Annotated in this window: 18 protein-coding genes; 4 read left to right on the plus strand and 14 right to left on the minus strand. The window is 60.1% G+C overall.

The genetic code is table 11. From position 1 onward, the window contains the following. Positions 1 to 12: 12 nt before the first annotated feature. From EFD55_RS09930 to betI, 7 genes are all read right to left on the minus strand, one after another. Positions 13 to 1407 (minus strand): pyruvate dehydrogenase complex E1 component subunit beta, encoded by a 1395-nt coding sequence (locus tag EFD55_RS09930; protein ID WP_125844777.1) that lies wholly within the window; start codon positions 1405 to 1407, stop codon positions 13 to 15. A gap of 15 nt (positions 1408 to 1422) precedes the next feature. Next, positions 1423 to 2469 (minus strand): pyruvate dehydrogenase (acetyl-transferring) E1 component subunit alpha, encoded by a 1047-nt coding sequence (gene pdhA, locus EFD55_RS09935; RefSeq protein ID WP_125844779.1) that lies wholly within the window; start codon positions 2467 to 2469, stop codon positions 1423 to 1425. Positions 2470 to 2613: 144 nt separating this feature from the next. After that, positions 2614 to 2934, minus strand: a complete 321-nt coding sequence (locus tag EFD55_RS09940) for an FtsB family cell division protein (protein WP_125844781.1) — start codon at positions 2932 to 2934, stop codon at positions 2614 to 2616. Positions 2935 to 3072: 138 nt separating this feature from the next. After that, a complete protein-coding gene (eno, locus tag EFD55_RS09945; RefSeq protein WP_125844783.1) occupies positions 3073 to 4347 on the minus strand; it encodes a phosphopyruvate hydratase in 1275 nt (424 codons plus the stop codon). Positions 4348 to 4487: 140 nt separating this feature from the next. Continuing rightward, positions 4488 to 5333 carry a 3-deoxy-8-phosphooctulonate synthase gene (kdsA, locus tag EFD55_RS09950; protein ID WP_125844785.1) on the minus strand — a complete coding sequence of 282 codons (846 nt, stop codon included), beginning with the start codon at positions 5331 to 5333 and terminating at the stop codon, positions 4488 to 4490. After that, entirely contained in the window at positions 5330 to 6226 is an 897-nt protein-coding gene (locus EFD55_RS09955; protein WP_125844787.1) for a VOC family protein, read from the minus strand. Before EFD55_RS09955 ends, kdsA begins: the two co-directional genes overlap by 4 nt. A gap of 177 nt (positions 6227 to 6403) precedes the next feature. Further along, entirely contained in the window at positions 6404 to 6982 is a 579-nt protein-coding gene (gene betI / locus EFD55_RS09960; RefSeq protein ID WP_125844789.1) for a choline-binding transcriptional repressor BetI, read from the minus strand. A 109-nt stretch (positions 6983 to 7091) separates the two neighbouring features. Between betI and choX the strand changes: the two genes are divergently transcribed. The 3 genes from choX (at position 7092) to lexA (ending at position 9960) form a co-directional block, all read left to right on the plus strand. After that, on the plus strand, positions 7092 to 8030 hold the full coding sequence (gene choX / locus EFD55_RS09965) for a choline ABC transporter substrate-binding protein (protein WP_125844791.1): 939 nt from the start codon (positions 7092 to 7094) through the stop codon (positions 8028 to 8030). A gap of 10 nt (positions 8031 to 8040) precedes the next feature. Next, positions 8041 to 8859 (plus strand): alpha/beta fold hydrolase, encoded by an 819-nt coding sequence (locus EFD55_RS09970; protein ID WP_245438443.1) that lies wholly within the window; start codon positions 8041 to 8043, stop codon positions 8857 to 8859. Positions 8860 to 9240: 381 nt separating this feature from the next. Next, the gene (gene lexA, locus EFD55_RS09975) at positions 9241 to 9960 is read left to right on the plus strand and encodes a transcriptional repressor LexA (protein ID WP_125844796.1); all 720 of its coding nucleotides are present in this window, start codon (positions 9241 to 9243) and stop codon (positions 9958 to 9960) included. Here the strand turns inward: lexA and EFD55_RS09980 are convergent. Continuing rightward, positions 9941 to 12376, minus strand: coding sequence for a ComEC/Rec2 family competence protein (locus EFD55_RS09980; RefSeq protein WP_125844798.1), 2436 nt, complete (start codon positions 12374 to 12376; stop codon positions 9941 to 9943). The genes lexA and EFD55_RS09980 overlap by 20 nt on opposite strands. A gap of 288 nt (positions 12377 to 12664) precedes the next feature. On the opposite strand from EFD55_RS09980, the gene gltA reads away from it, so the two are divergent. Beyond that, entirely contained in the window at positions 12665 to 13954 is a 1290-nt protein-coding gene (gltA, locus tag EFD55_RS09985) for a citrate synthase (RefSeq protein WP_125844800.1), read from the plus strand. 115 nt (positions 13955 to 14069) lie between these two features. Here gltA and lpxB read toward each other — a convergent pair whose 3' ends face one another. From lpxB to bamA, 6 genes are read right to left on the minus strand one after another with little or no spacing between them, the layout of a single operon-like run. After that, positions 14070 to 15239 (minus strand): lipid-A-disaccharide synthase, encoded by a 1170-nt coding sequence (gene lpxB, locus EFD55_RS09990; RefSeq protein ID WP_125844802.1) that lies wholly within the window; start codon positions 15237 to 15239, stop codon positions 14070 to 14072. Next, positions 15236 to 16117 (minus strand): LpxI family protein, encoded by an 882-nt coding sequence (locus tag EFD55_RS09995; protein WP_125844805.1) that lies wholly within the window; start codon positions 16115 to 16117, stop codon positions 15236 to 15238. Before EFD55_RS09995 ends, lpxB begins: the two co-directional genes overlap by 4 nt. 3 nt (positions 16118 to 16120) lie before the next feature. Then, a complete protein-coding gene (gene lpxA / locus EFD55_RS10000; RefSeq protein WP_125844807.1) occupies positions 16121 to 16939 on the minus strand; it encodes an acyl-ACP--UDP-N-acetylglucosamine O-acyltransferase in 819 nt (272 codons plus the stop codon). Beyond that, positions 16936 to 17403 carry a 3-hydroxyacyl-ACP dehydratase FabZ gene (gene fabZ / locus EFD55_RS10005; protein ID WP_004678630.1) on the minus strand — a complete coding sequence of 156 codons (468 nt, stop codon included), beginning with the start codon at positions 17401 to 17403 and terminating at the stop codon, positions 16936 to 16938. Before fabZ ends, lpxA begins: the two co-directional genes overlap by 4 nt. Then, on the minus strand, positions 17396 to 18463 hold the full coding sequence (gene lpxD / locus EFD55_RS10010) for a UDP-3-O-(3-hydroxymyristoyl)glucosamine N-acyltransferase (RefSeq protein ID WP_125844809.1): 1068 nt from the start codon (positions 18461 to 18463) through the stop codon (positions 17396 to 17398). Before lpxD ends, fabZ begins: the two co-directional genes overlap by 8 nt. 50 nt (positions 18464 to 18513) lie before the next feature. Beyond that, the gene (gene bamA / locus EFD55_RS10015; protein WP_125844811.1) at positions 18514 to 20853 is read right to left on the minus strand and encodes an outer membrane protein assembly factor BamA; all 2340 of its coding nucleotides are present in this window, start codon (positions 20851 to 20853) and stop codon (positions 18514 to 18516) included. Positions 20854 to 20984: the final 131 nt, after the last annotated feature.

The following is a 20984-nucleotide window of genomic DNA, read 5'->3' on the forward strand; positions in this document are numbered from 1 at the left end:
AATACCCTCCCCTTATTTGTAGCAAACGGCCTTCACCGCATCGACGACTTCGCGGACGTTCGGAAGCGCCAGCTTTTCTAGGTTTGCAGCGTAAGGCATCGGCACGTCCTTGCCGGCGATCGTCAGGATCGGCGCATCGAGATAGTCGAAGGCCTGCTGCATGACGCGGGTGGCGATTTCGGTGCCGACCGACGACTGCGGATAACCTTCCTCAACGGTGACGAGACGGCCGGTCTTCTTCACCGATTCGATAACGGTCGGCAGATCCATCGGGCGGATGGTGCGAAGGTCGATCAGTTCGACGTCGATGCCGAGCTTTTCGAGTTCGGCGACCGCCTTCGTCGCATAAGTCATGCCGATGCCGAAGGAGACGACCGTGACGTCCTTGCCCGGACGATGGATGCGCGCCTTACCGATCGGCAGGACGAAATTGTCGAGCTTCGGCACGTCGAAGTGCTGGCCGTAGAGAATTTCGTTTTCGAGGAAGATGACCGGGTTCGGATCCCGGATCGCGGCCTTCAGCAGGCCCTTGGCGTCGGAAGCCGTATAGGGCATGACGACCTTCAGGCCGGGGATCGCGCTGTACCACGCAGCATAGTCCTGGCTGTGCTGGGCGCCGACGCGAGCCGCCGCACCGTTCGGGCCGCGGAAGACGATCGGAGCACCCATCTGTCCGCCCGACATATAGAGCGTCTTGGCAGCGGAGTTGATGATGTGGTCGATCGCCTGCATGGCGAAGTTGAAAGTCATGAATTCGACGATCGGGCGAAGGCCTGCCATTGCGGCGCCGACGCCGACACCGGCAAAGCCGTGTTCGGTGATCGGCGTATCGATAACGCGGCGAGCGCCGAATTCCTGCAGAAGGCCCTGGGTGACCTTGTAGGCGCCCTGGTATTCGGCAACTTCCTCGCCCATGACGAAGACGTTGTCATCGGCGCGCATTTCTTCGGCCATGGCATCGCGGAGCGCTTCGCGCACCGTCATTGACACCATTTCCGTACCGGCAGGAATTTCCGGATCGTTCGGCACAAATGCCTTGGGCTCGGCCGGGACCGGGGCGGAAGCCGACGCTGGCGCCGGCTCCTCTTCCTGGGCAACGGGTGCCGCAGCAGCCGGAGCCGGCTGCGAGGCAGCCGGAGCGGCGGAAATCGCATCGGCCGACTCGCCGTCCTGCAGCAGCACCGCGATCTTGGTGTTGACCTTGACGCCTTCGGTGCCGGCGTTGACCAGCAGCTTGCCGATGACGCCTTCGTCGACGGCTTCGACTTCCATCGTCGCCTTGTCGGTTTCGATTTCGGCGATCACGTCGCCGGAAACGACCTTGTCACCTTCCTGTTTCAGCCATTTGGACAGCGTGCCTTCTTCCATCGTCGGAGAGAGGGCGGGCATGAGGATATCGATAGGCATGGGTTCCCTCCCCGATTAGAGCAGAATGTCGGTGTAGAGCTCGGATGCATCCGGCTCCGGATCGGCCTGGGCGAAGTCGGCGCTGTCGGCAACGATATCGCGGACATCCTTGTCGATCGCCTTCAGATCGTCTTCGGAAGCCCAGCCCTTTTCGATGAGGCGTGCCTTTACCTGCTCGATCGGGTCGTGCTCGGAGCGCATCTTCTGCACTTCGTCCTTGGAGCGATACTTCGCCGGATCGGACATGGAGTGACCGCGATAGCGATAGGTCAGCATTTCGAGAATGATCGGCCCCTTGCCCGAGCGGCAATGTTCGAACGCCTCATCGGCAGCCGCCTTGACGGCGCGAACGTCCATGCCATCGACCTGGATGCCGGGGATGCCGAAGCCGGATCCACGGAGCGAATAGTTCGATTGCGCAGTGGCGCGCGCGGTCGAAGTGCCCATGGCGTAACGGTTGTTTTCAACGATATAAACGATCGGCAGCTTCCAGAGAGCCGCCATGTTGAAACTCTCGTAGACCTGGCCCTGGTTGGCGGCGCCATCACCGAAATAGGCGACAGAGACATTATCGTTGCCGCGGTAACGGTTTGCGAAGGCAAGACCGGTTCCGAGCGAGACCTGGGCGCCAACGATGCCGTGGCCGCCGTAGAAATGCTTTTCTTTCGAGAACATGTGCATCGAGCCGCCCTTCCCGTGGGAATAGCCGCTGCGGCGGCCCGTCAGCTCCGCCATGACGCCGCGCGCTTCCATGCCGGTCGCCAGCATATGGCCGTGGTCGCGATAGGCGGTGATGACCTGGTCACCTTCCTTCTGCGCCATCTGCATGCCGACGACGACAGCTTCCTGACCGATGTAGAGATGGCAAAAACCGCCGATGAAACCCATGCCGTAAAGCTGACCGGCCTTCTCCTCGAAGCGGCGGATCAGCAGCATCTCGCGATAGGCCTTGAGCTCCTCATCGCGATCGAAGTCGGCTACCGGGCCGCCATTCGATGCTTTCGCTGTAGGTTTTGCTGCTGTCTTGCGGCTGGAAACCGTCGCGGTCTTTCGCGGCGCCATTCAACCCTCCCTATGGTTTGTCGGTTCTCGGTGCCGCGTACCATAGGGAAGAAATATGACCACAGCAATGCCATAATTGCATGGCTCATATTCTGAGTTAAATCATTGAAATACATATGGGAATTAGAATTAACCTAATTCCGGTTAATTTGAATAGTGATTGAATATTACGATCTCGTCTGCGCGCGACATATTAAGCTGGTAACGCGCCTTTTCGTCCAGCATGTCCTTGTCGAGCGAGCCGTCGCTGAGCAGCGCGACCTGACTTTCCAGATGTTCGCGCTTCGCCTTCAGGACTGCAAGCTCTTTTTCGCGCGCGATACGCTGATGCTCGAACGCCTCCGTGGCGCGCAAGCCGTAATCGCCATGGATGCAATGATAGCCGAAGTAGGAAAGGAAGGCGACCGTCATGGCCGGAATGACGAAGCGACCGATTCTTCTCTTCTTATGATGCTTTGTCCACATACACGCATGCTCTTGAACGCATTACCAATTCGTTCAATCTACCGCGCAGAGATTAACCGTTCGTTGACTCTAAAAAAGAGCAACAAAAAACCCGCGCCGATGGACGGCGCGGGTCAAACTTTTGAAAATCAGATCCGATCAGCCGCGGATGATCGAGCGGCCGGCGTACTGGGCCTGGGGACCAAGGCCTTCCTCGATGCGGATCAGCTGGTTGTACTTGGCAAGACGGTCGGAACGCGACAGCGAGCCGGTCTTGATCTGGCCGCAGTTGGTGGCGACCGCGAGATCGGCGATGGTCGAATCTTCCGTTTCGCCGGAGCGATGCGACATGACGGCGGTGTAGGCTGCCTTGTGCGCCGTGTTGACCGCGTCGAGCGTTTCCGTCAGCGAGCCGATCTGGTTGACCTTGACGAGGATCGAGTTGGCGACGCCCATGCGGATACCGTCGCGAAGACGTGCGGAGTTGGTGACGAAGAGATCGTCGCCGACGAGCTGGGTCTTCTTGCCGGCCAGGTCGGTCAAGGTCTTCCAGCCGTCCCAGTCGTCTTCGGCCATGCCGTCTTCAATCGAGATGATCGGGTACTTGGCGGCGAGTTCAGCCAGATATTCGGCCATGGCGCCCGATTCGAGCGTGCGGCCTTCACCTTCGAGCACGTACTTGCCGTCCTTGAAGAATTCCGTCGAGGCGCAGTCGAGGCCGAGGTAGATGTCCTCGCCCGGCTTGTAGCCGGCTTTCTCGACTGACTTGACGATGAAGTCGAGGGCTTCCGAAGCGCTCTTCAGGCCCGGTGCGAAACCGCCTTCATCGCCGACATTGGTGTTGTGGCCCTGTGCCGCAAGTTCCTTGCGCAGCGTGTGGAAGACTTCCGAACCCATGCGCACGGCTTCGGCGATCGTATCGGCGCCGACCGGCAGGATCATGAATTCCTGGAAATCGATCGGATTGTCGGCATGGGCGCCGCCGTTGATGATGTTCATCATCGGCACTGGCAGCAGGCTCGCGGAAGCACCGCCGACATAGCGGTAGAGCGGCAGGCCGGAAGCTTGGGCGGCAGCCTTGGCGACGGCGAGCGACACGCCGAGGATGGCGTTGGCGCCGAGACGCGACTTGTTCGGCGTGCCGTCGAGCTCGATCATGATGTTGTCGATCTGGATCTGGTTCTCAGCATCGATGCCGCCGATCGCGTCGAAGATCTCGGTGTTGGCGGCATCGACCGCCTTCTGGACGCCCTTGCCAAGGTAGCGCTTACCGCCGTCGCGCAGTTCGACCGCCTCATGCGCGCCGGTCGAAGCGCCCGAGGGAACCGCCGCGCGGCCCATGCTGCCGTCTTCGAGATAGACATCGACTTCGACGGTGGGGTTGCCACGGCTATCCAGAATCTCGCGGGCAATGATATCGGTGATTGCAGTCATGGGTTCTTCCTGCTCGGGTGGGTGATAAGTCGTTCGGAACCTGTCTTAATCGAAGGTGCGCAAATTACAATGCTGCAATAGGCACCTTCGATTGCGTATTCCATCGTGGCTATAGCACGATCATGTCAGGCTTTTGACTGTCAGCTCTTGGCGACGGCGTCGAAGGCAAGGAGCTTTTCGAGAAGCCGCGGCATGTCCTTGAGATAGACCATGTTCGGCCCGTCGGAAGGCGCATTGTCAGGATCCTGATGGGTTTCAAGGAAGACGCCAGCAATGCCGGCGGCCACTGCCGCGCGCGCCAGCGTTTCGACGAATTCGCGCTGACCGCCGGAGGAATCGCCCTGCCCGCCCGGCTGCGCCACGGAATGGGTCGCATCGAAAATCACAGGCGCGCCCATCGCCGCCATGATCGGCAGTGAACGCATGTCGGAGACCAGCGTGTTGTAGCCGAAGGAAGCGCCGCGCTCGCACAGAAGCACGTTCGGATTGCCGCTGGCATTGAGCTTCTTCAGGACGTTCTTCATATCCCAGGGAGCGAGGAACTGGCCCTTCTTGACGTTGACGACGCGGCCGGTCTTGGCGGCGGCGATGAGAAGGTCGGTCTGACGGCAGAGGAAGGCCGGGATCTGCAGCACATCGACGGTCTTTGCCACTTCAGCGCATTGCTCGGCGGTATGGACGTCAGTGATGACGGGAAAGCCAAATTCCTTCTTCAGGTCGGCAAAGACCTCCATGCCCTTTTCAAGCCCGATGCCGCGTTCGGCCGAGAGCGACGTGCGGTTCGCCTTGTCGAAGGAGCTCTTGTAGACGAGGCCGATGCCGAGCTTTCCGCAAAGTTCCTTCAGCGTGCCGGCCACCATGAAGGCGTGGTCGCGGCTCTCCATCTGGCAGGGGCCGGCGATCAACGAGAGGCGGCCGGTATTGGAAAAGGTGACCTGGGCGTCGCCTTGGCCGATCTTGACTTCGGAATTCGTATTGGTGCTCATCGTGTTTCCTCGAAGGCAAAGAGCGCGCCCTGGCCGGGCGCGGGCTTCACCAGAATGCGATTGTTCTTGCGCGTATAGGTCACCCCGTTAGCAGCCAAATGCGCTTCTGTCACGGCAAGATCGCCGACATTGAAGAGGATTGCCCGGCCGCGCAGGCCGCGCTCGGCGGGTGGGACGGCGATCTCGAAATAAGCTTCCAGCCCTTCCGGCGTCATCAGGCTGATTTTGGCATTCGACGCTGCGATATTGACGCCGAAACCTGTTTTCTCCACCGCCGATTGCGCCACGGCGAGGTTGACATAGGCGGAGAATGCGGCGGGCTCCGGCGCACAGAGCGCCACCTCGGCAATGCCGGTCACGCCATTGGCATGCGCCTCCAAGGCGCTGCAGTCCGACGGCAGCGTATTGACGCGTTCGACGGCGAAAAGGAAGAAATCGGGCGCGCGCAGGTCGCCGGCAAAAGCCAGCTTGAAGCCGGCAATACTCTCCGAACCATCAGGCATCGTCATCGGCCTGCTGAACTGCAGCATCTCGCCGGCGCTCGATCCGTTGCTGACGAAATTCCGATGATCGACACCAGCATCCTTGGTGGCGAAGGCCACCGCCGAAAGCCCCTCCTCGCCGCAACGAAAGCGGAAGGCCCGGTTGCGGGCGGTGAAGACGTTGCCGTGCCGTGCCGACGCCTCGCTCTCCTCGACGCTCGCAATCCCGAGCGGCTCCAGATAGGTCTTGTCGGCAAAAAAGACGCAGGCATTCTCCGTTCCGAAGGGATGGCGCGCATCGGCGGCAACGGTGAAGCCCAGCTTGCCGAGCCTCTCGCGAGCCAGATCGATACTGACGACGGACAGCACGACATGATCCAGCGGATGCGGTTTGGCGGAATGCGCGTTCATGAAACCCTCCCTGACACGGCAGAGATGTGTGACACCACTGCCTTTAAGGCAAGGCCTGCCTGCCAATCCGGCGAAGTCGAAAACTTGTTACAAGGGCCGACTTCGTCCCCTACCAAGCCAAGTCGAGCGGATGCAGCGGAATGCAAGATTGCCTCACCTGGTGCGCTGCACCGATGTTCAGCGTGGGATGCGGTATTTCAAATATTCGCGCATCTGGTTGAGGGCCATATCTCGGGTCAGGCCTTCCGATTGTAAGCCGGCCCGCAGCCAGAGCCCATCGATCAGAGCTGTGATCGCCAGCGCCACAGCCTCGCATTCGGCACGCGGCAGAAGATGGACCAGCGCCGACATCAGGTTGGAACGCATGCGGGCATGGATCACCTTCTGGATGCGGGCGAGCTGCGGCTCGCGCGGAACCTCGGCGCAAAGAGAAAGCCAGGCGTGGCAGATAGAAGGTCGGAAGAAACGCTCCTCGAAATTGCCTTCGATGATCGCCTCCAGTCGCCCGCGAGGCGTCGTCGCCTGTTTCAGCCGGGCGTTCACCGCTTCACTGAGTGAAAGATTCGCCTCGCGCATCGCATGCTCGAAGAGCTCCTGCTTGCTTCGAAAATAGTGCAGCACGATGCCTTTGGAGGCACCGGCATGGGCGGCCACCTTTTCCAACGTCGCGCCTGCCATGCCTTCCTGCTGCAGCACCTCGAAGGCTGCCTGTCGTAACTCCTTGCGCCGGATCGCGCTGATTTTCGTCAGTTTCATGCTCGTGCCCGTTCATCTTGTCTCCATCATTGACAATTCTTCCGCAAAGATCAATTATTGACCGATGGGACAATTAAATAACCCAAAGGTCAATAAAAGGGGAAATGCAATGATTCAGCATCTGAAGACAGGCGTTCTTTCAATACTCCTCGGTGCCGTAGCCATGCCGGCTTTCGCCGCCGATCCGGAAAGCTGCAAAGTGATCCGCATGGCAGAGCCCGGCTGGAACGATCTCGCGTTCACCACTGGCGTCGGCCTCACTCTTTTGAAGGCCCTGGGATACGAGCCGCGAAGCTCGCTGCTCGGCATCGACGTCATCTATCTCAGCTTGAAAAACAAGGATCTCGACGTCTTTCTTGGCTATTGGGACCCTGCCATGGTCGCGTACTACAAGCCCTACAAGGAGGACGGCTCAGTTGAGAACGTCGTGACCAATCTGAAGGGCGCGAAATACACCTTTGCCGTCCCGACCTACGTCTGGGACGCCGGCGTCAAAGATTTCGCCGACCTGCAGAAATTCCCCGATCAGTTCGAAAAGAAGCTCTACGGCATCGAGCCTGGCTCGAACCAGTTGATGCTGGACGCGGTCCAGGATCAGATGCTCGGTCTTTCCGGCTGGGATGTTGTCGAATCCAGCGAACAGGGCATGCTCGCCGAGGTCAAGCGCCACGTAAAGAACAAAGCCTTCATAGTCTTCCAGGGCTGGGCGCCGCATCCGATGAATACCGAGCTGGATATCAAATACCTGACTGGTGGGGACAAGTTCTACGGACCGGATTTCGGCGCAGCCACGGTCTCGACGCAGGTACGCAAGGGTTACCTTCAGGAATGCCCCAACGTCGCAAAACTGCTGCAAAACCTGACTTTCGACGTCGATTTCGAAAACAGAGGCATGGGTTATCTGATGGCGGATGGGCTGGCTCCGGAGGAGGCTGGCCTGAAAGCCATCGTCAGCGAACCGCGACGTCTCGATGCCTGGCTGGATGGCGTGACGACCCTCGACGGCAAACCGGGGCTTGAGGCTGTGAAAGCTAAGCTCGCGCTGTGAGCCCGTTTTGATGAACATCGTCGATCAAAGCGGCTGGACGGCCCGCAAGCGCATGCTGCCCCTTACTGAGGGGCGGTCGCTCGCATATATTGATACCGGCGGCTCGGGGCCGACGCTACTGCTGCTGCACGGTTACTCGGATTCCAGCCGTAGCTTTTCGCTATTGGAGCCGTGGCTTTGCGGCTACCGACTTGTCATTCCGGATTTGCCCGGCCATGGAGGCTCCGCGGTCGGGGCAGGCATGACAGTCGCGGATTTCACCGACGACATCGTTGCGCTGACGGCAGCGCTCTCTGTTGAGCGCTTCGCGGTCATCGGCCATTCGATGGGAGCAATGATCGGTATCGACCTTGCTGCCCGGCTGCCCGACGTTGTTGCCGCGCTGGTCACGATTTCCGGCACAGTGCGCCCAGCCTTTCCGCAGCGCGATCCGGTCACGGACGGAATCCTTGGGCTTTGCGATCCGATCGATCCCGGCGATCCATTCTTCGATCTCTGGCACGCCTGCCCGCATCCGGTCGATCCATGTTTCCTCGCCCCGATCAGCCGCGAGGCAGCAGCCATTTCGGCAGAGATCTGGCATGGCATCCTGGCTTGTTTTTCCACACTCGACCTGACGGAGGCCGCGGTACAGGTCAGAATGCCCGTGCTTTGCATCAGTGGTAGCGAGGATGCGCTGTTCGATGCGGGTCACCGGCTGGCGCTTGAAGATGCCCTCTCGAAAGCTCAATCGGTCCTGATGGAAGGATTTGGACATAACCCGCACTGGGAGGATCCCGAAAAGGTCTCGGTGGTTCTCCGCGATTTCTTTCACGACACTTTTGCCTGAAAAGCTCCTCTCTGATGAATGCGCGGCTTGAGCAATTAAGTGGGATTGTCCCGGAAGGTTCAGCAGGTCCGACTGGTGTCACAAAACCGACGCAGCGGTGAACGCATTCACCGTCTCGGCGATCCGGTCCGCTTCATATCCTTCACGAACCGGAATATGCCCGACAACGAAGGTGTGCCATCGCCGCTGCGCAACTAAACGTTGCCAGAAAAATAACGCCTTACCTGACTACATTCTCGAATAATTCGGAATTGCCGTCTCATCGTCATTCCAAAATGATTTTTGTGCCCCCAGTTTTACGGAAATTTAGCTACTTGCGGAACACATATGGAACATATAGTGTCTGTTCTGGATTTGTTTCAATCACGGGGTCTGACGTCGATGCTCACGCGCAAACAACAGGAGCTTCTCCTTTTCATTCATGAGCGCATGAAGGAATCGGGCGTTCCTCCGTCTTTCGACGAAATGAAGGATGCCCTGGATCTCGCCTCCAAATCCGGCATTCACCGCCTGATCACGGCGCTCGAGGAGCGAGGTTTCATTCGCCGCCTACCGAACCGCGCCCGCGCGCTCGAGGTCATCAAGCTTCCGGAGGCCTACAGCCCCAGCATCCAGCCCCGGCGCGGCTTTTCGCCGAGCGTCATCGAGGGCAGTCTCGGCAAGCCCCAGCCGGTCGCCCCTCCCGCTTCCGTGAAGCCCGTCGCCGAAAACGGCAACTCGATCTCCGTGCCGGTCATGGGTCGAATCGCCGCCGGCGTTCCGATCTCGGCGATCCAGAACAACACGCACGACATCACCGTTCCGGCCGACATGCTCGGTTCGGGCGAACATTATGCGCTGGAGGTCAAGGGCGATTCGATGATCGATGCCGGCATCTTCGATGGCGACACCGTGATCATCCGCAACGGCAGCACCGCAAGTCCCGGCGACATCGTCGTTGCCCTCGTCGATGACGAGGAAGCGACACTGAAGCGCTTCCGCCGCAAGGGCGCCTCGATCGCGCTGGAAGCGGCCAACCCGGCATACGAGACCCGTATCTTCGGGCCGGATCGCGTGAAGGTCCAGGGCAAACTCGTCGGGCTCATTCGCCGCTATCACTGACATCAGGCTTGCCGGAATCGGAAAAGCTGTCGCTGCGCCAGTCGTAGGCGCGATGGCGCATCCAGGGTCGCAGCAATGTGTCGAATGCCGTTGCAACCTCGATCCCCCTTTCGGTAAAGCGAAGCTCGACCGCTCCTGTCTTGCGCAGCGTCTCGCCCGTAAAGAGCAGTGCGCCGGAACGGCAGCGGTCAAAGCGCAAGCGGACCGGTGTGACGACGATGTCAGCTGTATCACAAGCCGGTCCGAGATAGGCGGCATTGTTGATGACAGTCAGTGTCTTTCCATTATCAAGTAAGGTGGTGCACCAGGCGGCCTTCAGGCAGGAAAAGTGTGACGGTGGGTTGGTGGCGATCGCCTGTCTCATCGCCTCTCGGGCGTCATTCTGCTGATCAGGCGAGAGTTGCGGCCTTTTGCCTTGAAGCGCAGCAGGCGCGTTGCTCATCCCAACCATGACCGGCTGGCGGTGTTCTTCGATGGCAAGCGCGCGTTTCCATTGTTCGAAGATAAAAGCTGGTGGTTTCGTGCGGTTCGAAGCCATTGTCTCGCCATCGACGATAGCGACCAGACCGCCGTCTTCGGCAATGGTGACGTTAGGGGCCACCCCTGACGGCAGCATCACGACAGCCAGCGTGGAAATCGCGACGATTGCCATTCCGATGTGCCACAGGCGGGTTTTAAGCAATGTCAGCAAGAGAAAGCCCAAGACAGCCGTCGGGAAGTACCAACCGGACAAACGGCCCACATCTATATTGCCGCCCCAGCCGGATACCGTGTTTGCAATTGCGATCACCAGACCGAGCCCAGTGCCTGCGACCTGCCATGCCCAACCGTCCAGGCCAAAAGGCATCAGCAGCATCGCGATCATGCCGAATGGCATGACAATAAAGGAGATCACCGGCATGGCTGCGAGATTTGCCGGCAGCCCATAGGCGGTCAGGCGATGGAAATGCTCGATGGAAAACAGCGCGGTCGAGAAACCGCCGATCAATGAGGTCAGCAAAATGCCGCCGAAGAAGCCGCCAACCATGAAGAAGGGTTTCATGATCGGCAGCTTGGCGAAGGCGTTCTCCCGCATCGGCCGCATTTTCCAGAGGTCGTAGCCCGCAACCAGCGCAAGCGTGGCGGCAAAGGACATCTGGAAACTCGGCCCCAGCACCTCTGATGGCGAGACGGCAAGGATTACGAGAGCGGAAAGCGCGACGTTCCTGAGACTGATCGAGGGCCGGTCGAAGAAGACGGCGATCAGCATGATCGCCATCATGATAAAGGCGCGCTCGGCGGAGACGGCAAAGCCCGAGATCATATAATAGGCCGTCACAGCTAGGAGCGCGCCGGCGGCGGCGATCTTCTTCGTCGGCCAGGCTTGAGCAATGCCCGGAATCAGGCTGAAGATCATGCGCAGGCCGACGAAGAAAATGCCGGCTGACAGTGCCATATTGAGACCGGAAATCGCAATGATGTGGGCAAGGCCAGACTGCCTTAGGGCCTCCGTGGTTTGGTCCGAGATTGCCCGTCTCTCATCGGCGACAAGAGAGGCGGCAAAAGCGCCTGTGTCGCCGGGCAGAATAGAGCGTATGCGGTCGCCGATGCGGCTGCGCAGCCGATAGAGCCATTCGAGCAGAGCCTCCGACGTCGATCGCGCAACCGCAGGAGGCCCCGTCGACAAATCGACCCTGTCAGGCGCGCCATAAAAGAAACCGTTGGCGCCAATGCCGTCGAAATAAGACCCGAAGGAGAAATCGTTGAGCTCGGGAAGTGCGGGACCTGCCGGCGGCGTCAACCGCGCCCTGCCAGTTATGATATCGCCGATCTCGAAAGGCGTGTCCGCCCCGCGGACGATCGCGGTGATCCGTTCCGGCGGTCGCTTCACCTCGGGCGCCTCAGTGCCCATAACTTCAAGAACGTAGCGGTACCGCCCGCGACCGTCGCCTTCGCGTCGTTCGACCCGGCCGGTCACCGTCGTCGTCACTGATGAATCGAGGATCACGGTCGAGGCTCGCCAGCTCTCGAACTGTGCGGAGAGCATGCCGCAAACCACAAGCGCAAGTGCGACGAACGTTGCCCGCAATGCCGCCCGGCTATTGCTGGTGACAAGCAGAGCGACCGTCAGCACCAGCAGGCAGAGCAGCGATAAGACGACCGGAAAATCCGATGCCGCGAGAAACCAGAAGGCCGCCCCGGCGCCGAGGAAGACCGGCGAAAAAAGCAGCAGGCGGCCATGGTCCGCTTCCTCTCTCAGCATGCGGACGGAGGCACGCAGCGATCGGGCGGTTATAACAGGCAGCCGATGACGCAACGGCGTCGCCGACTGCGTCCTTGCCGGTCGCGTCGTCTCGATAGGCGCGGAAAGGCCCGAGGAGCCGGCAATGCCTGCGCCTGTTTCCCGCCGCAATTCGACTGTCGTCAATTCCTGCATGCGCCGCCCAAGACACCCCGAAGGCGGCCAGAATGCAACCTCCAATCGGATCCGGCAAGAATAATCGATTGAAATATGAGGGGGAATCGCGGGCGCCAAAAGTCCAGTCGAATCATCGGCTTCCGTTATGCGTGCGGCTCATCGCTGCAGTGCCTAAAAGGTGATGCCGCAATGCACAAAATGCCATCACGGTAACTTGGCATTAGCCTCGTGATCATATAGCTATCGGTGAGGACGCTTAACCCCTATGGCGCTTTTAAGGCGCTACCGACATTTCGGAGGATCAGCATGACGGATCAAAGCGCTACAATAAAAATCGGTGACAAATCAGTCGACCTTGCCGTCAAGAGCGGCACGATCGGCCCAAGCGTCATCGATATCGGTGCCCTGTACAAGAACACCGCTTCCTTCACGTACGATCCGGGTTTTACCTCGACCGCATCCTGTGAATCGAAAATTACTTACATCGACGGCGACGAAGGCGTGCTGCTGCATCGCGGCTATCCGATCGAGCAGCTCGCCGAGCATGGCGACTTCCTCGAAGTCTGCTACCTGCTTCTCTACGGCGAACTGCCGACGGCCGTGCAGAAGAAGGATTTCGATTATCGCGTCACGCACCACACCATGGTGCACGAGCAGATGAGCCGCTTCTTCACCGGTTTCCGCCGCGATGCGCATCCGATGGCCGTCATGTGCGGCTGCGTCGGCGCGCTGTCGGCCTTCTATCACGACTCGACCGACATCACCGATCCGCACCAGCGCATGGTTGCCAGCCTGCGCATGATCGCCAAGATGCCGACGCTTGCCGCCATGGCCTACAAGTACCATATCGGCCAGCCGTTCGTTTATCCGAAGAACGACCTCGACTACGCGTCGAACTTCCTGCGCATGTGCTTTGCCGTTCCCTGCGAGGAATATGTGGTCAATCCGGTGCTTGCCCGCGCCATGGACCGCATCTTCATCCTGCATGCCGATCACGAGCAGAACGCCTCGACCTCGACCGTCCGCCTCGCCGGTTCGTCGGGCGCCAATCCGTTCGCCTGCATCGCCGCCGGCATTGCCTGCCTCTGGGGGCCTGCTCACGGCGGCGCCAACGAAGCAGCGCTCAACATGCTGCATGAGATCGGCACGGTCGACCATATTCCGGAATATATCGCCCGCGCCAAGGACAAGAACGATCCGTTCCGCCTGATGGGCTTCGGCCACCGCGTCTACAAGAACTACGATCCGCGCGCCAAGATCATGCAGAAGACCACGCATGAAGTGCTCGGCGAACTCGGCATCAAGGACGATCCGCTGCTCGAAGTGGCGATGGAGCTGGAGCGCATCGCGCTCACCGACGAATACTTCATCGAAAAGAAGCTCTATCCGAACATCGACTTCTATTCCGGCATCACGCTGAAGGCGCTCGGCTTCCCCACGACCATGTTCACCGTGCTCTTCGCGCTCGCCCGCACCGTCGGCTGGATCGCGCAGTGGAACGAGATGATCGAGGATCCGGAACAGCGCATCGGCCGTCCGCGGCAGCTTTATATCGGCGAACCGAAGCGTGACTATATCCCGGTTTCGAAGCGCTAATCGCTTTACAGCGCTGCGCGTCCTTCAGACGCGCTGCGTTTAACACTTTGAATTGATGCATCGGTCCGAAACTCTCTGATTTTCGGACCGACGCTATAGCCAAAAGAAAACCCGGTCAGAAACGGCCGGGTTTTTTCTTTTTCAGTACGTCGAGAAGAATTTCAGCGGCATGCTCGCCGGGCGGCTTTTCGGTCTGCATCCGTTGCCAGACGAGCTCGTAGCCTTCCTTCATCGCCTTGAGCTGGCTGGTGTCGCCTGACAGCCTTTCCATCCAGCGTGCCAGGCTTGCGCCGCGAACGACATCGTTCAGATATTCCGGCACGATCGCGTAATCGGCAATCAGATTTGGCAGCGCGCCGGTCCAGGTCTTGATGCCTGACGTCAGCATGCGCATGATCCAGTCGACCTTGTAGGCGGAGACGACGGGAACCTCGGCAAGCGCCAGTTCGAGAATAACGGTTCCAGACGCCGCCATGGCTGCATCGGCTTCGGCGAAGGCCTTCCATTTTGCCTCCGCACCGATAACGATCTCCGGCTTTACCGCCCATCCCGCGGTCATTTCGCGGACAAGCGCCTGTTTGTGCGTCACCGTCGGCAGAATGAAGCGCATTGGCCCATTGCGGGCGACAAGTTCATTCGTGGCAGCCTCGAAATAAGGCATAAGCTTCTTGATTTCGGAAGAACGCGAGCCGGGAAGAAGAAGGATCGCACCGTTGCCGGGCTGTCTCCCGGCACGCAGGCGCCGGGTCTCCAGCAGGGCCGGGTCGGCGATCAGGCGATGCCCCACATAGGTCGTTGCCGGGCCGCCGAGTGCGCGCATCGTCGCCGGCTCAAAGGGAAGAACGGCGAGCACGTGATCGACATAGCCGAGCATGCGCGTGGCACGGTATTCCTTCCAGGCCCAGACGCTCGGGCAGACATAATTGACCACAGGCAGATCAGGCAGCGCGATGCGAACTCGCTTCGCGACGCGATGGGTGAAATCGGGGCTGTCGATGATGAGAAGGACATCCGGCCTTGCGGCGACGATTGCCGCCGCCGTTTTGCGGATCAGGCTAAACAGTCTCGGCAGCCGGCTCAGCACCTGGGTGATGCCCATGATCGACAGCTCTGAGAAGTCGAACAGGGATCTCAAGCCTTCGGCCTGCAGCCCCTCGCCGCCGACGCCGACGAGCTCCACCGGTCCGGGATGAATGCGCTTCAGGGCGGCAATGAGATCGGCACCGAGCAGATCGCCTGACACCTCACCGGCGATGACGGCAACCTTCAGCGGCGTCCCGTTCATTCGAGCCCCCATGCCGGCAGGCCGCGATCGATGCCGCAGACGAAAAGCCCGGCCTCGTCGGCGGCCCTGATGACGCCGGCGCGATCGAGCACCAGCGAGCGGCCGGCCTCGACGGCGATACCGGCAAGGCCGGCCTTTTTTGCATTGAAGACTGTGGAAGCGCCGATCGCAGGCAGGTCGGCGCGGATATCCTGCTGCGGCTTGCAAATCTTGACGAGCGCACCCCGGCGGCGCGGCGAGATCCGCCCGGCTGCCCTGAGACCCGTCACCCGCTCGAGCATCTCATCGGTACCTTCAAGACCCTCCATCGCAACGACCCGCCCGCCGATGCTGACGGCGCCCTGCCCGACATCAAGCCGGCCGAGCATCTCGGCGGCTTCGGCCGCGCGCGCGATATCGCGCCGATCTTCCTCACCGGGCGCCAATGCGCCGAGCGGGCCGACGGCAGCCAGAAGGTCGGGGGCAATCTCATGGGCGCCAACGACACGCCGGCCATTTCCTTCGATCAGCCGGATCACCATCTGCAGAACCGTATCATCGCCGCCGGACAGCAGGGTCCGAATGGCAGCCGGCACCTTCATCAGAATGCGCAGCGTTGGGCGTACCTCGCGCCATTCCGGCCGCCGGCGCACGCTGCCCGACATCACGACGCGGCCGACGCCATAGCGGTTGAACAATCCATCGAGGGCTGCGAAATCCCCGATGCCGACAACGGCATGGTCATAGCCTTCCCAGCGCCGATCGCTTTCGTCCTTCAACGCGACGATAACAGGATTTTCGCCGGCAGCACGCGCAGCCTCGGCGACATAGGAAGGCAGAAGGCCACCGCCGGCGATGATCGCCAGCCGGCCTGCAGCGGTGTCGCCCGATAAAGTCACGGACTAGCCTTTCTGCCCCCGGGTGGGTGAGGACAGAGCGCGATCGCTATCGGAAGCGATGAAATCGAGGATCTGGATCACCTGCTCGCAATCGGCATATTCCTCGCGAATGGCGGCGGCGTTTTCGCGGACGGAGGCCGTCCCTTCGAAGATCGCCTTGTAGGCGCGGCGCACCCTGTGGATGACGGCGCGGTCAATCCCGGCGCGCGTCATGCCGACGACATTGAGGCCGCTCAGCAGGCCGGGATTGCCGTTCAGCATGCCATAGGGAATGACGTCGTAGCTCACTGCCGAAAGACCGCCGACGAAGGCCTGGCGGCCGACGCGGGTGAACTGGTGAACGGCCGATCCGCCGCCCAGGATGACGCGATCCTCGATGACGACATGGCCGGCGAGCATGACATTGTTCGACATGATCACGTGATTGCCCACACGGCAGTCATGCGCGACATGGGAATTGGCAAGGAAGAGGTTGTTGTCGCCGACGATCGTCTGGCCGCCGAAATCGGCCGTCCCCGTGTTCATCGTCACGCCTTCGCGGATCGTGCAGTTGGCGCCGACCGTCAGCGTCGTCTCCTCGCCGCCATGATGCACGCTCTGCGGATCGCCGCCGATGACGGCCATCGGGAAGATACGCGTGCCCTTGCCGATCACGGTGCGGCCGGTGACGACAGCATTCGACAAGAGTTCGACATTCGCATGCAGGACGACATGCGGCCCGACATGGCAGAAGGGACCGATCTTGACGCCCTCACCGATAACAGCACCGTCATCGACGGCGGCCATCGGATGAATACGGGCGCTTTCGGCGATATTGCTCATGCCTGATCCTTACGAACGATCATCGCGCCGATATCGGCTTCGGCGACAAGCGCACCGTCGACTTTGGCGTCGCAATGGAATTTCCAGATGTTGCCGCGCTGCTTGTGCTTCTTGACATGGAATTCGACGCGATCACCGGGCACGACGGGCTTACGAAAACGCGCATTCTCGATGGTCATGAAGTAGACGAGGTTGCCCGGCTGACCTTCCTTCTTGGCACAGATCGCGCCCGCGGTCTGTGCCATGCCCTCGATCAGCAGGACCCCCGGCATGATCGGAGATTCCGGAAAATGACCCGTGAAATGCGGTTCGTTCACTGTCACATTCTTGATGCCGATCGCCGCGTTGTCACCGTCGATCTCGATGATCTTGTCGACCATGAGAAACGGATAACGATGCGGCAGCAGCTTCATGATTTCAATGATGTCAGCCGAAGAAAGCGTTGTCGTGGCTTCCTCAGTCATTTTGCTTGCCTCCAGGGTTCCTCCCGCGCAGCTTGCTCTTCGACACCTGCTGCGCGGCCTCTCTCAGATAGTCTTTTAACGGACGTGCAGGTACACCGCCATATTGCCCGCCGGCGGCAAGATCGGTCATGATACCGCTTTTGGCGGCGATCTGCACGCCGTCACCGATCGTAACATGCCCCTTGATGCCAACCTGGCCGCCGATCTGCACGCCATTGCCGATCTTCGTGCTGCCGGCGATGCCAACCTGGGCGACGATGGCGCAATGGCGGCCGATCTGCACGTTGTGGCCAATCTGCACCTGGTTGTCGATCTTGGTGCCCTCGCCGATGACCGTGTCGTCCATGGCGCCGCGGTCGATCGTGGTATTGGCGCCGATCTCGACGTTGTCCTGAATGATCACCCGGCCGATCTGAACGATCTTGATCATGCCGCGCGGACCTGGCGCATAACCGAAACCATCTTGGCCGATGCGGACGCCGTTGTGGATGATGACGCCATTGCCGATCAGCGCGCAGAGAATGCTCGCGCCGGCAGCGATCGAACAATCCCGTCCGATCTTGACATTCGGGCCGATGATAGCGTGCGCGCCGATGCGCGTACCCTCGCCGATCTCGGCATGCGCACCGATAATGGCCATCGGCTCGACGATCACGCCCTTTTCGAGCTTTGCGCTCGGATCGATCACTGCACTTGGCGCGATCTCGTTTTCACCCGGCGAAAAGACTTGAGGGCGCAATGCGGCGGGATAGAACAGGCCACCCGCCATGGCGAAAGCAGCATGCGGATTAGACGACAGGATGACCGGGATATGCTCGGGCACGAGGTCGGTGAGCGCCTTGTCGCAGATCACCGCCGAGGCCTCGCATGTCGCCAGCTCATCGCGGCTGCGACGCGACAGGATATAACAGACATCCCCCGGCCGTGCCCGGCTGATAGGGGCCACGGACCTGACGATGACATCGGCATGGTCGGAATTGGCAAGTTCCGCCCCAAGAAACTCTGCCAGCTCAGCGAGCTTCAGACCTTCATGGGGCAGAAAAAATACGTTTTGCTCCATCGGCAATGCTCCAGAACGGAATTGAGTCTTACAGTTCCGGACTGCCGATATCAGAATTGGTTGTTGATGCCAAACTTGAAGTTCTGCGTCTTGTCGAAGTCTTCCTTGAGAACCGGGATCGCGTAATCCAGACGCAATGCACCGAAGGGAGACTGCCAGACGACACCGACGCCGACGGAAGCGCGCAGGGAGGCATCTTCGCCATCGATGCCGTCGCCCCTCAGGTCAACGTCGTTGCCGAACAACGTGCCGGCGTCGGCGAAGACCGCGCCGCGCAGGTTGAAGTCGCGCGGGAAGCCGGGCATCGGGAAAGTCGCTTCAGCCGATGCCGTGAAATAAGTCGTACCGCCCAACGGATCGTCGTTGCTGCCCGAAACACGCGGGCCGATGCCCTTGTTTTCAAAGCCACGAATATCGCCGTTGGTCAGCGTGAACTGGTCGAAGACATTCAGGTGCTCGCCGAAGCCGACGACATAACCGGCACCAGCGGAGAGCGAGCCGATGATATCGGCATCGTCGGCGAGCAGACGGTAATAACGAGCCTTGCCGTAAATCTTGTAGAATTGCGAGTCGCCGCCGAGGCCGGCAATTTCCTGTGTGGCCGTCGCATAGATGCCTTCACGCGGCAGGATCATATCGTCAAGCGTGTTGTAGGTCAGCGTCTGCGAGACGGAGGAACGTGTCCACGGGCTATCCTCGACGAGGTGCTGATATGGAGCGGACAGGTCGGCAAGATCGCTGTTGCTCGCATCATACTTCATCTGCTTGTAGTTATAACGGAAGGTCGTCGCCAGATCTTCGGTGATCGGCGCAGTGACGCGCAGGACGACACTGGTTTCCTCATAGTCATAATTGCTGTTGCTCGACGTTTCGCTGCGGTTGACGTCGAAGCCTGCCGCGAGACGATAGCCAAGGAAATAGGGCTCGGTGAAGCTCACGCCGTAGCTGCGCGAACCTTCTTCGCCGCCGCCGGCAGAGATGCGGATGTACTGGCCGCGGCCGAGGAAGTTCTTTTCCTCGATCGATGCTTCGAGCAGCAGGCCGTCACCGCCGGCCGCATAACCCGCACCGACGCCGAACGAACCGGTCGACTGATCCTGCACGTCGACGACCACGACGACGCGGTCCGGCGAGCTGCCCGGCTGGGTGGTGATATTGACGGACGAGAAGTAACCGAGCGCTTCAAGGCGACGCTTGGCCTTGGTGATCATCTGCTGATTGAAGGCATCGCCTTCGCTCATGTCGAATTCGCGGCGGATCACGTAGTCGCGCGTGCGGCTGTTGCCGCGAATTTCGATACGCTCGACATAGGCGCGTTCGCCCTGGTCAACCAGATATTCGACGCCGATCGTGTTGTTGTTGAGGTCGCGGTTACCGCGCGGCGTTACGCGCGCGAAGGGATAACCGGCAGAGGCCACCTGATCGGAGATCGCTTCGATCGACTTCTGGACCTCCTTGGCGTCGTAGACATGGCCTTCTTTCGTGCGCACGAGAGGCTGCAGCTGATCCGAGCCGACGCCCTCAACGGTCGACTGAACGGTCACCGGCCCGAAGTCGTAACGCTGCCCTTCCTCGATGTTGAAGGTAAGCGTGTATTTGTTGGTCGCCTCGTCGAAGGTGGCATCGGAAGAAACGATGCGCATGTCGGCATAGCCGCGATTGTAATAGAACTGGCGCAGCGCTTCTTCGTCGGCGTGGAGCTTGTCATCGTTGTAGACGTCCTTGCGGGTCAGGAACGAAAGGAAGTTCGACCGCTTGGTCTGGATGACGGCAGCCAGGCGGCCGGCGCTGTAAGCGTTGTTACCGACGAAATTGATCGCGTCGATCTTGGTGCGGTCACCCTCGTTGATGACGAAAGCGAGGTTGACGCGGCCTTCGCCGAGCGGCACCACCTGCGTCGTCACTTCGACTTCGCTGCGGCCGGTGGCGGCATAGGCATCCTTGATCGCCTGGATGTCGGACTGGATCTGGGTGTCGCTATAGGGGCCGGCAGCATGGGTCTGGACGAGCGTCGCGAGCTTGTCGTCCTTGATCTTGCGGTTGCCGTTGAAGACGACCTGATTGACGAGCTGGGCTTCCTGAACGTTGACAACGAGCGTGCTTCCCGAAACCGAGATCTTCACGTCGGAGAAGTAACCCGTTCCGTAGAGCTGCTTGACGGAGTTATCGATATCGGTGTTCGAAAAACTCTTGCCGGGAGCGATAGTGAGGTTCGACCGGACGGCTTCCGCGCCGACACGGCTTGCGCCGCGCACATCGATGCGCTGGATGACCGCGGCCTCAGCGGCCGTAGCGGAAACGAACGTCAAAGCACCTGCGCCCGAAGCAACAACACTAGCAGACAGCGCAACCGCCGATACTGCGTTCAAAAACTTTGAACCAGCCTTCATTTCACCTATTACCTTTTTTCCCTCGTCCCCGTCCCCGGGAAAACCCGATTCCGGTCACGTGTGTCGTTTTACCCGCTTTTGACATACAAGCAAGGGAGGTCGTTAATTTCTGTTTACTTCATTTCCAAGCG

It is taken from the genome of Rhizobium pisi, assembly GCF_003938655.1.
GTDB classification, from domain to species: domain Bacteria; phylum Pseudomonadota; class Alphaproteobacteria; order Rhizobiales; family Rhizobiaceae; genus Rhizobium; species Rhizobium pisi.

What these genes read in the sequence shown, in the direction of transcription:
- EFD55_RS09930 (WP_125844777.1), bottom strand. Translation starts at nt 1,407, where the DNA reads ATGCCTATCGATATCCTCATGCCCGCCCTCTCTCCGACGATGGAAGAA.
- pdhA (WP_125844779.1), bottom strand. Translation starts at nt 2,469, where the DNA reads ATGGCGCCGCGAAAGACCGCGACGGTTTCCAGCCGCAAGACAGCAGCA.
- EFD55_RS09940 (WP_125844781.1), bottom strand. Translation starts at nt 2,934, where the DNA reads ATGTGGACAAAGCATCATAAGAAGAGAAGAATCGGTCGCTTCGTCATT.
- eno (WP_125844783.1), bottom strand. Translation starts at nt 4,347, where the DNA reads ATGACTGCAATCACCGATATCATTGCCCGCGAGATTCTGGATAGCCGT.
- kdsA (WP_125844785.1), bottom strand. Translation starts at nt 5,333, where the DNA reads ATGAGCACCAATACGAATTCCGAAGTCAAGATCGGCCAAGGCGACGCC.
- EFD55_RS09955 (WP_125844787.1), bottom strand. Translation starts at nt 6,226, where the DNA reads ATGAACGCGCATTCCGCCAAACCGCATCCGCTGGATCATGTCGTGCTG.
- betI (WP_125844789.1), bottom strand. Translation starts at nt 6,982, where the DNA reads ATGAAACTGACGAAAATCAGCGCGATCCGGCGCAAGGAGTTACGACAG.
- choX (WP_125844791.1), top strand. Translation starts at nt 7,092, where the DNA reads ATGATTCAGCATCTGAAGACAGGCGTTCTTTCAATACTCCTCGGTGCC.
- EFD55_RS09970 (WP_245438443.1), top strand. Translation starts at nt 8,041, where the DNA reads ATGAACATCGTCGATCAAAGCGGCTGGACGGCCCGCAAGCGCATGCTG.
- lexA (WP_125844796.1), top strand. Translation starts at nt 9,241, where the DNA reads ATGCTCACGCGCAAACAACAGGAGCTTCTCCTTTTCATTCATGAGCGC.
- EFD55_RS09980 (WP_125844798.1), bottom strand. Translation starts at nt 12,376, where the DNA reads ATGCAGGAATTGACGACAGTCGAATTGCGGCGGGAAACAGGCGCAGGC.
- gltA (WP_125844800.1), top strand. Translation starts at nt 12,665, where the DNA reads ATGACGGATCAAAGCGCTACAATAAAAATCGGTGACAAATCAGTCGAC.
- lpxB (WP_125844802.1), bottom strand. Translation starts at nt 15,239, where the DNA reads ATGAACGGGACGCCGCTGAAGGTTGCCGTCATCGCCGGTGAGGTGTCA.
- lpxA (WP_125844807.1), bottom strand. Translation starts at nt 16,939, where the DNA reads ATGAGCAATATCGCCGAAAGCGCCCGTATTCATCCGATGGCCGCCGTC.
- fabZ (WP_004678630.1), bottom strand. Translation starts at nt 17,403, where the DNA reads ATGACTGAGGAAGCCACGACAACGCTTTCTTCGGCTGACATCATTGAA.
- lpxD (WP_125844809.1), bottom strand. Translation starts at nt 18,463, where the DNA reads ATGGAGCAAAACGTATTTTTTCTGCCCCATGAAGGTCTGAAGCTCGCT.
- bamA (WP_125844811.1), bottom strand. Translation starts at nt 20,853, where the DNA reads ATGAAGGCTGGTTCAAAGTTTTTGAACGCAGTATCGGCGGTTGCGCTG.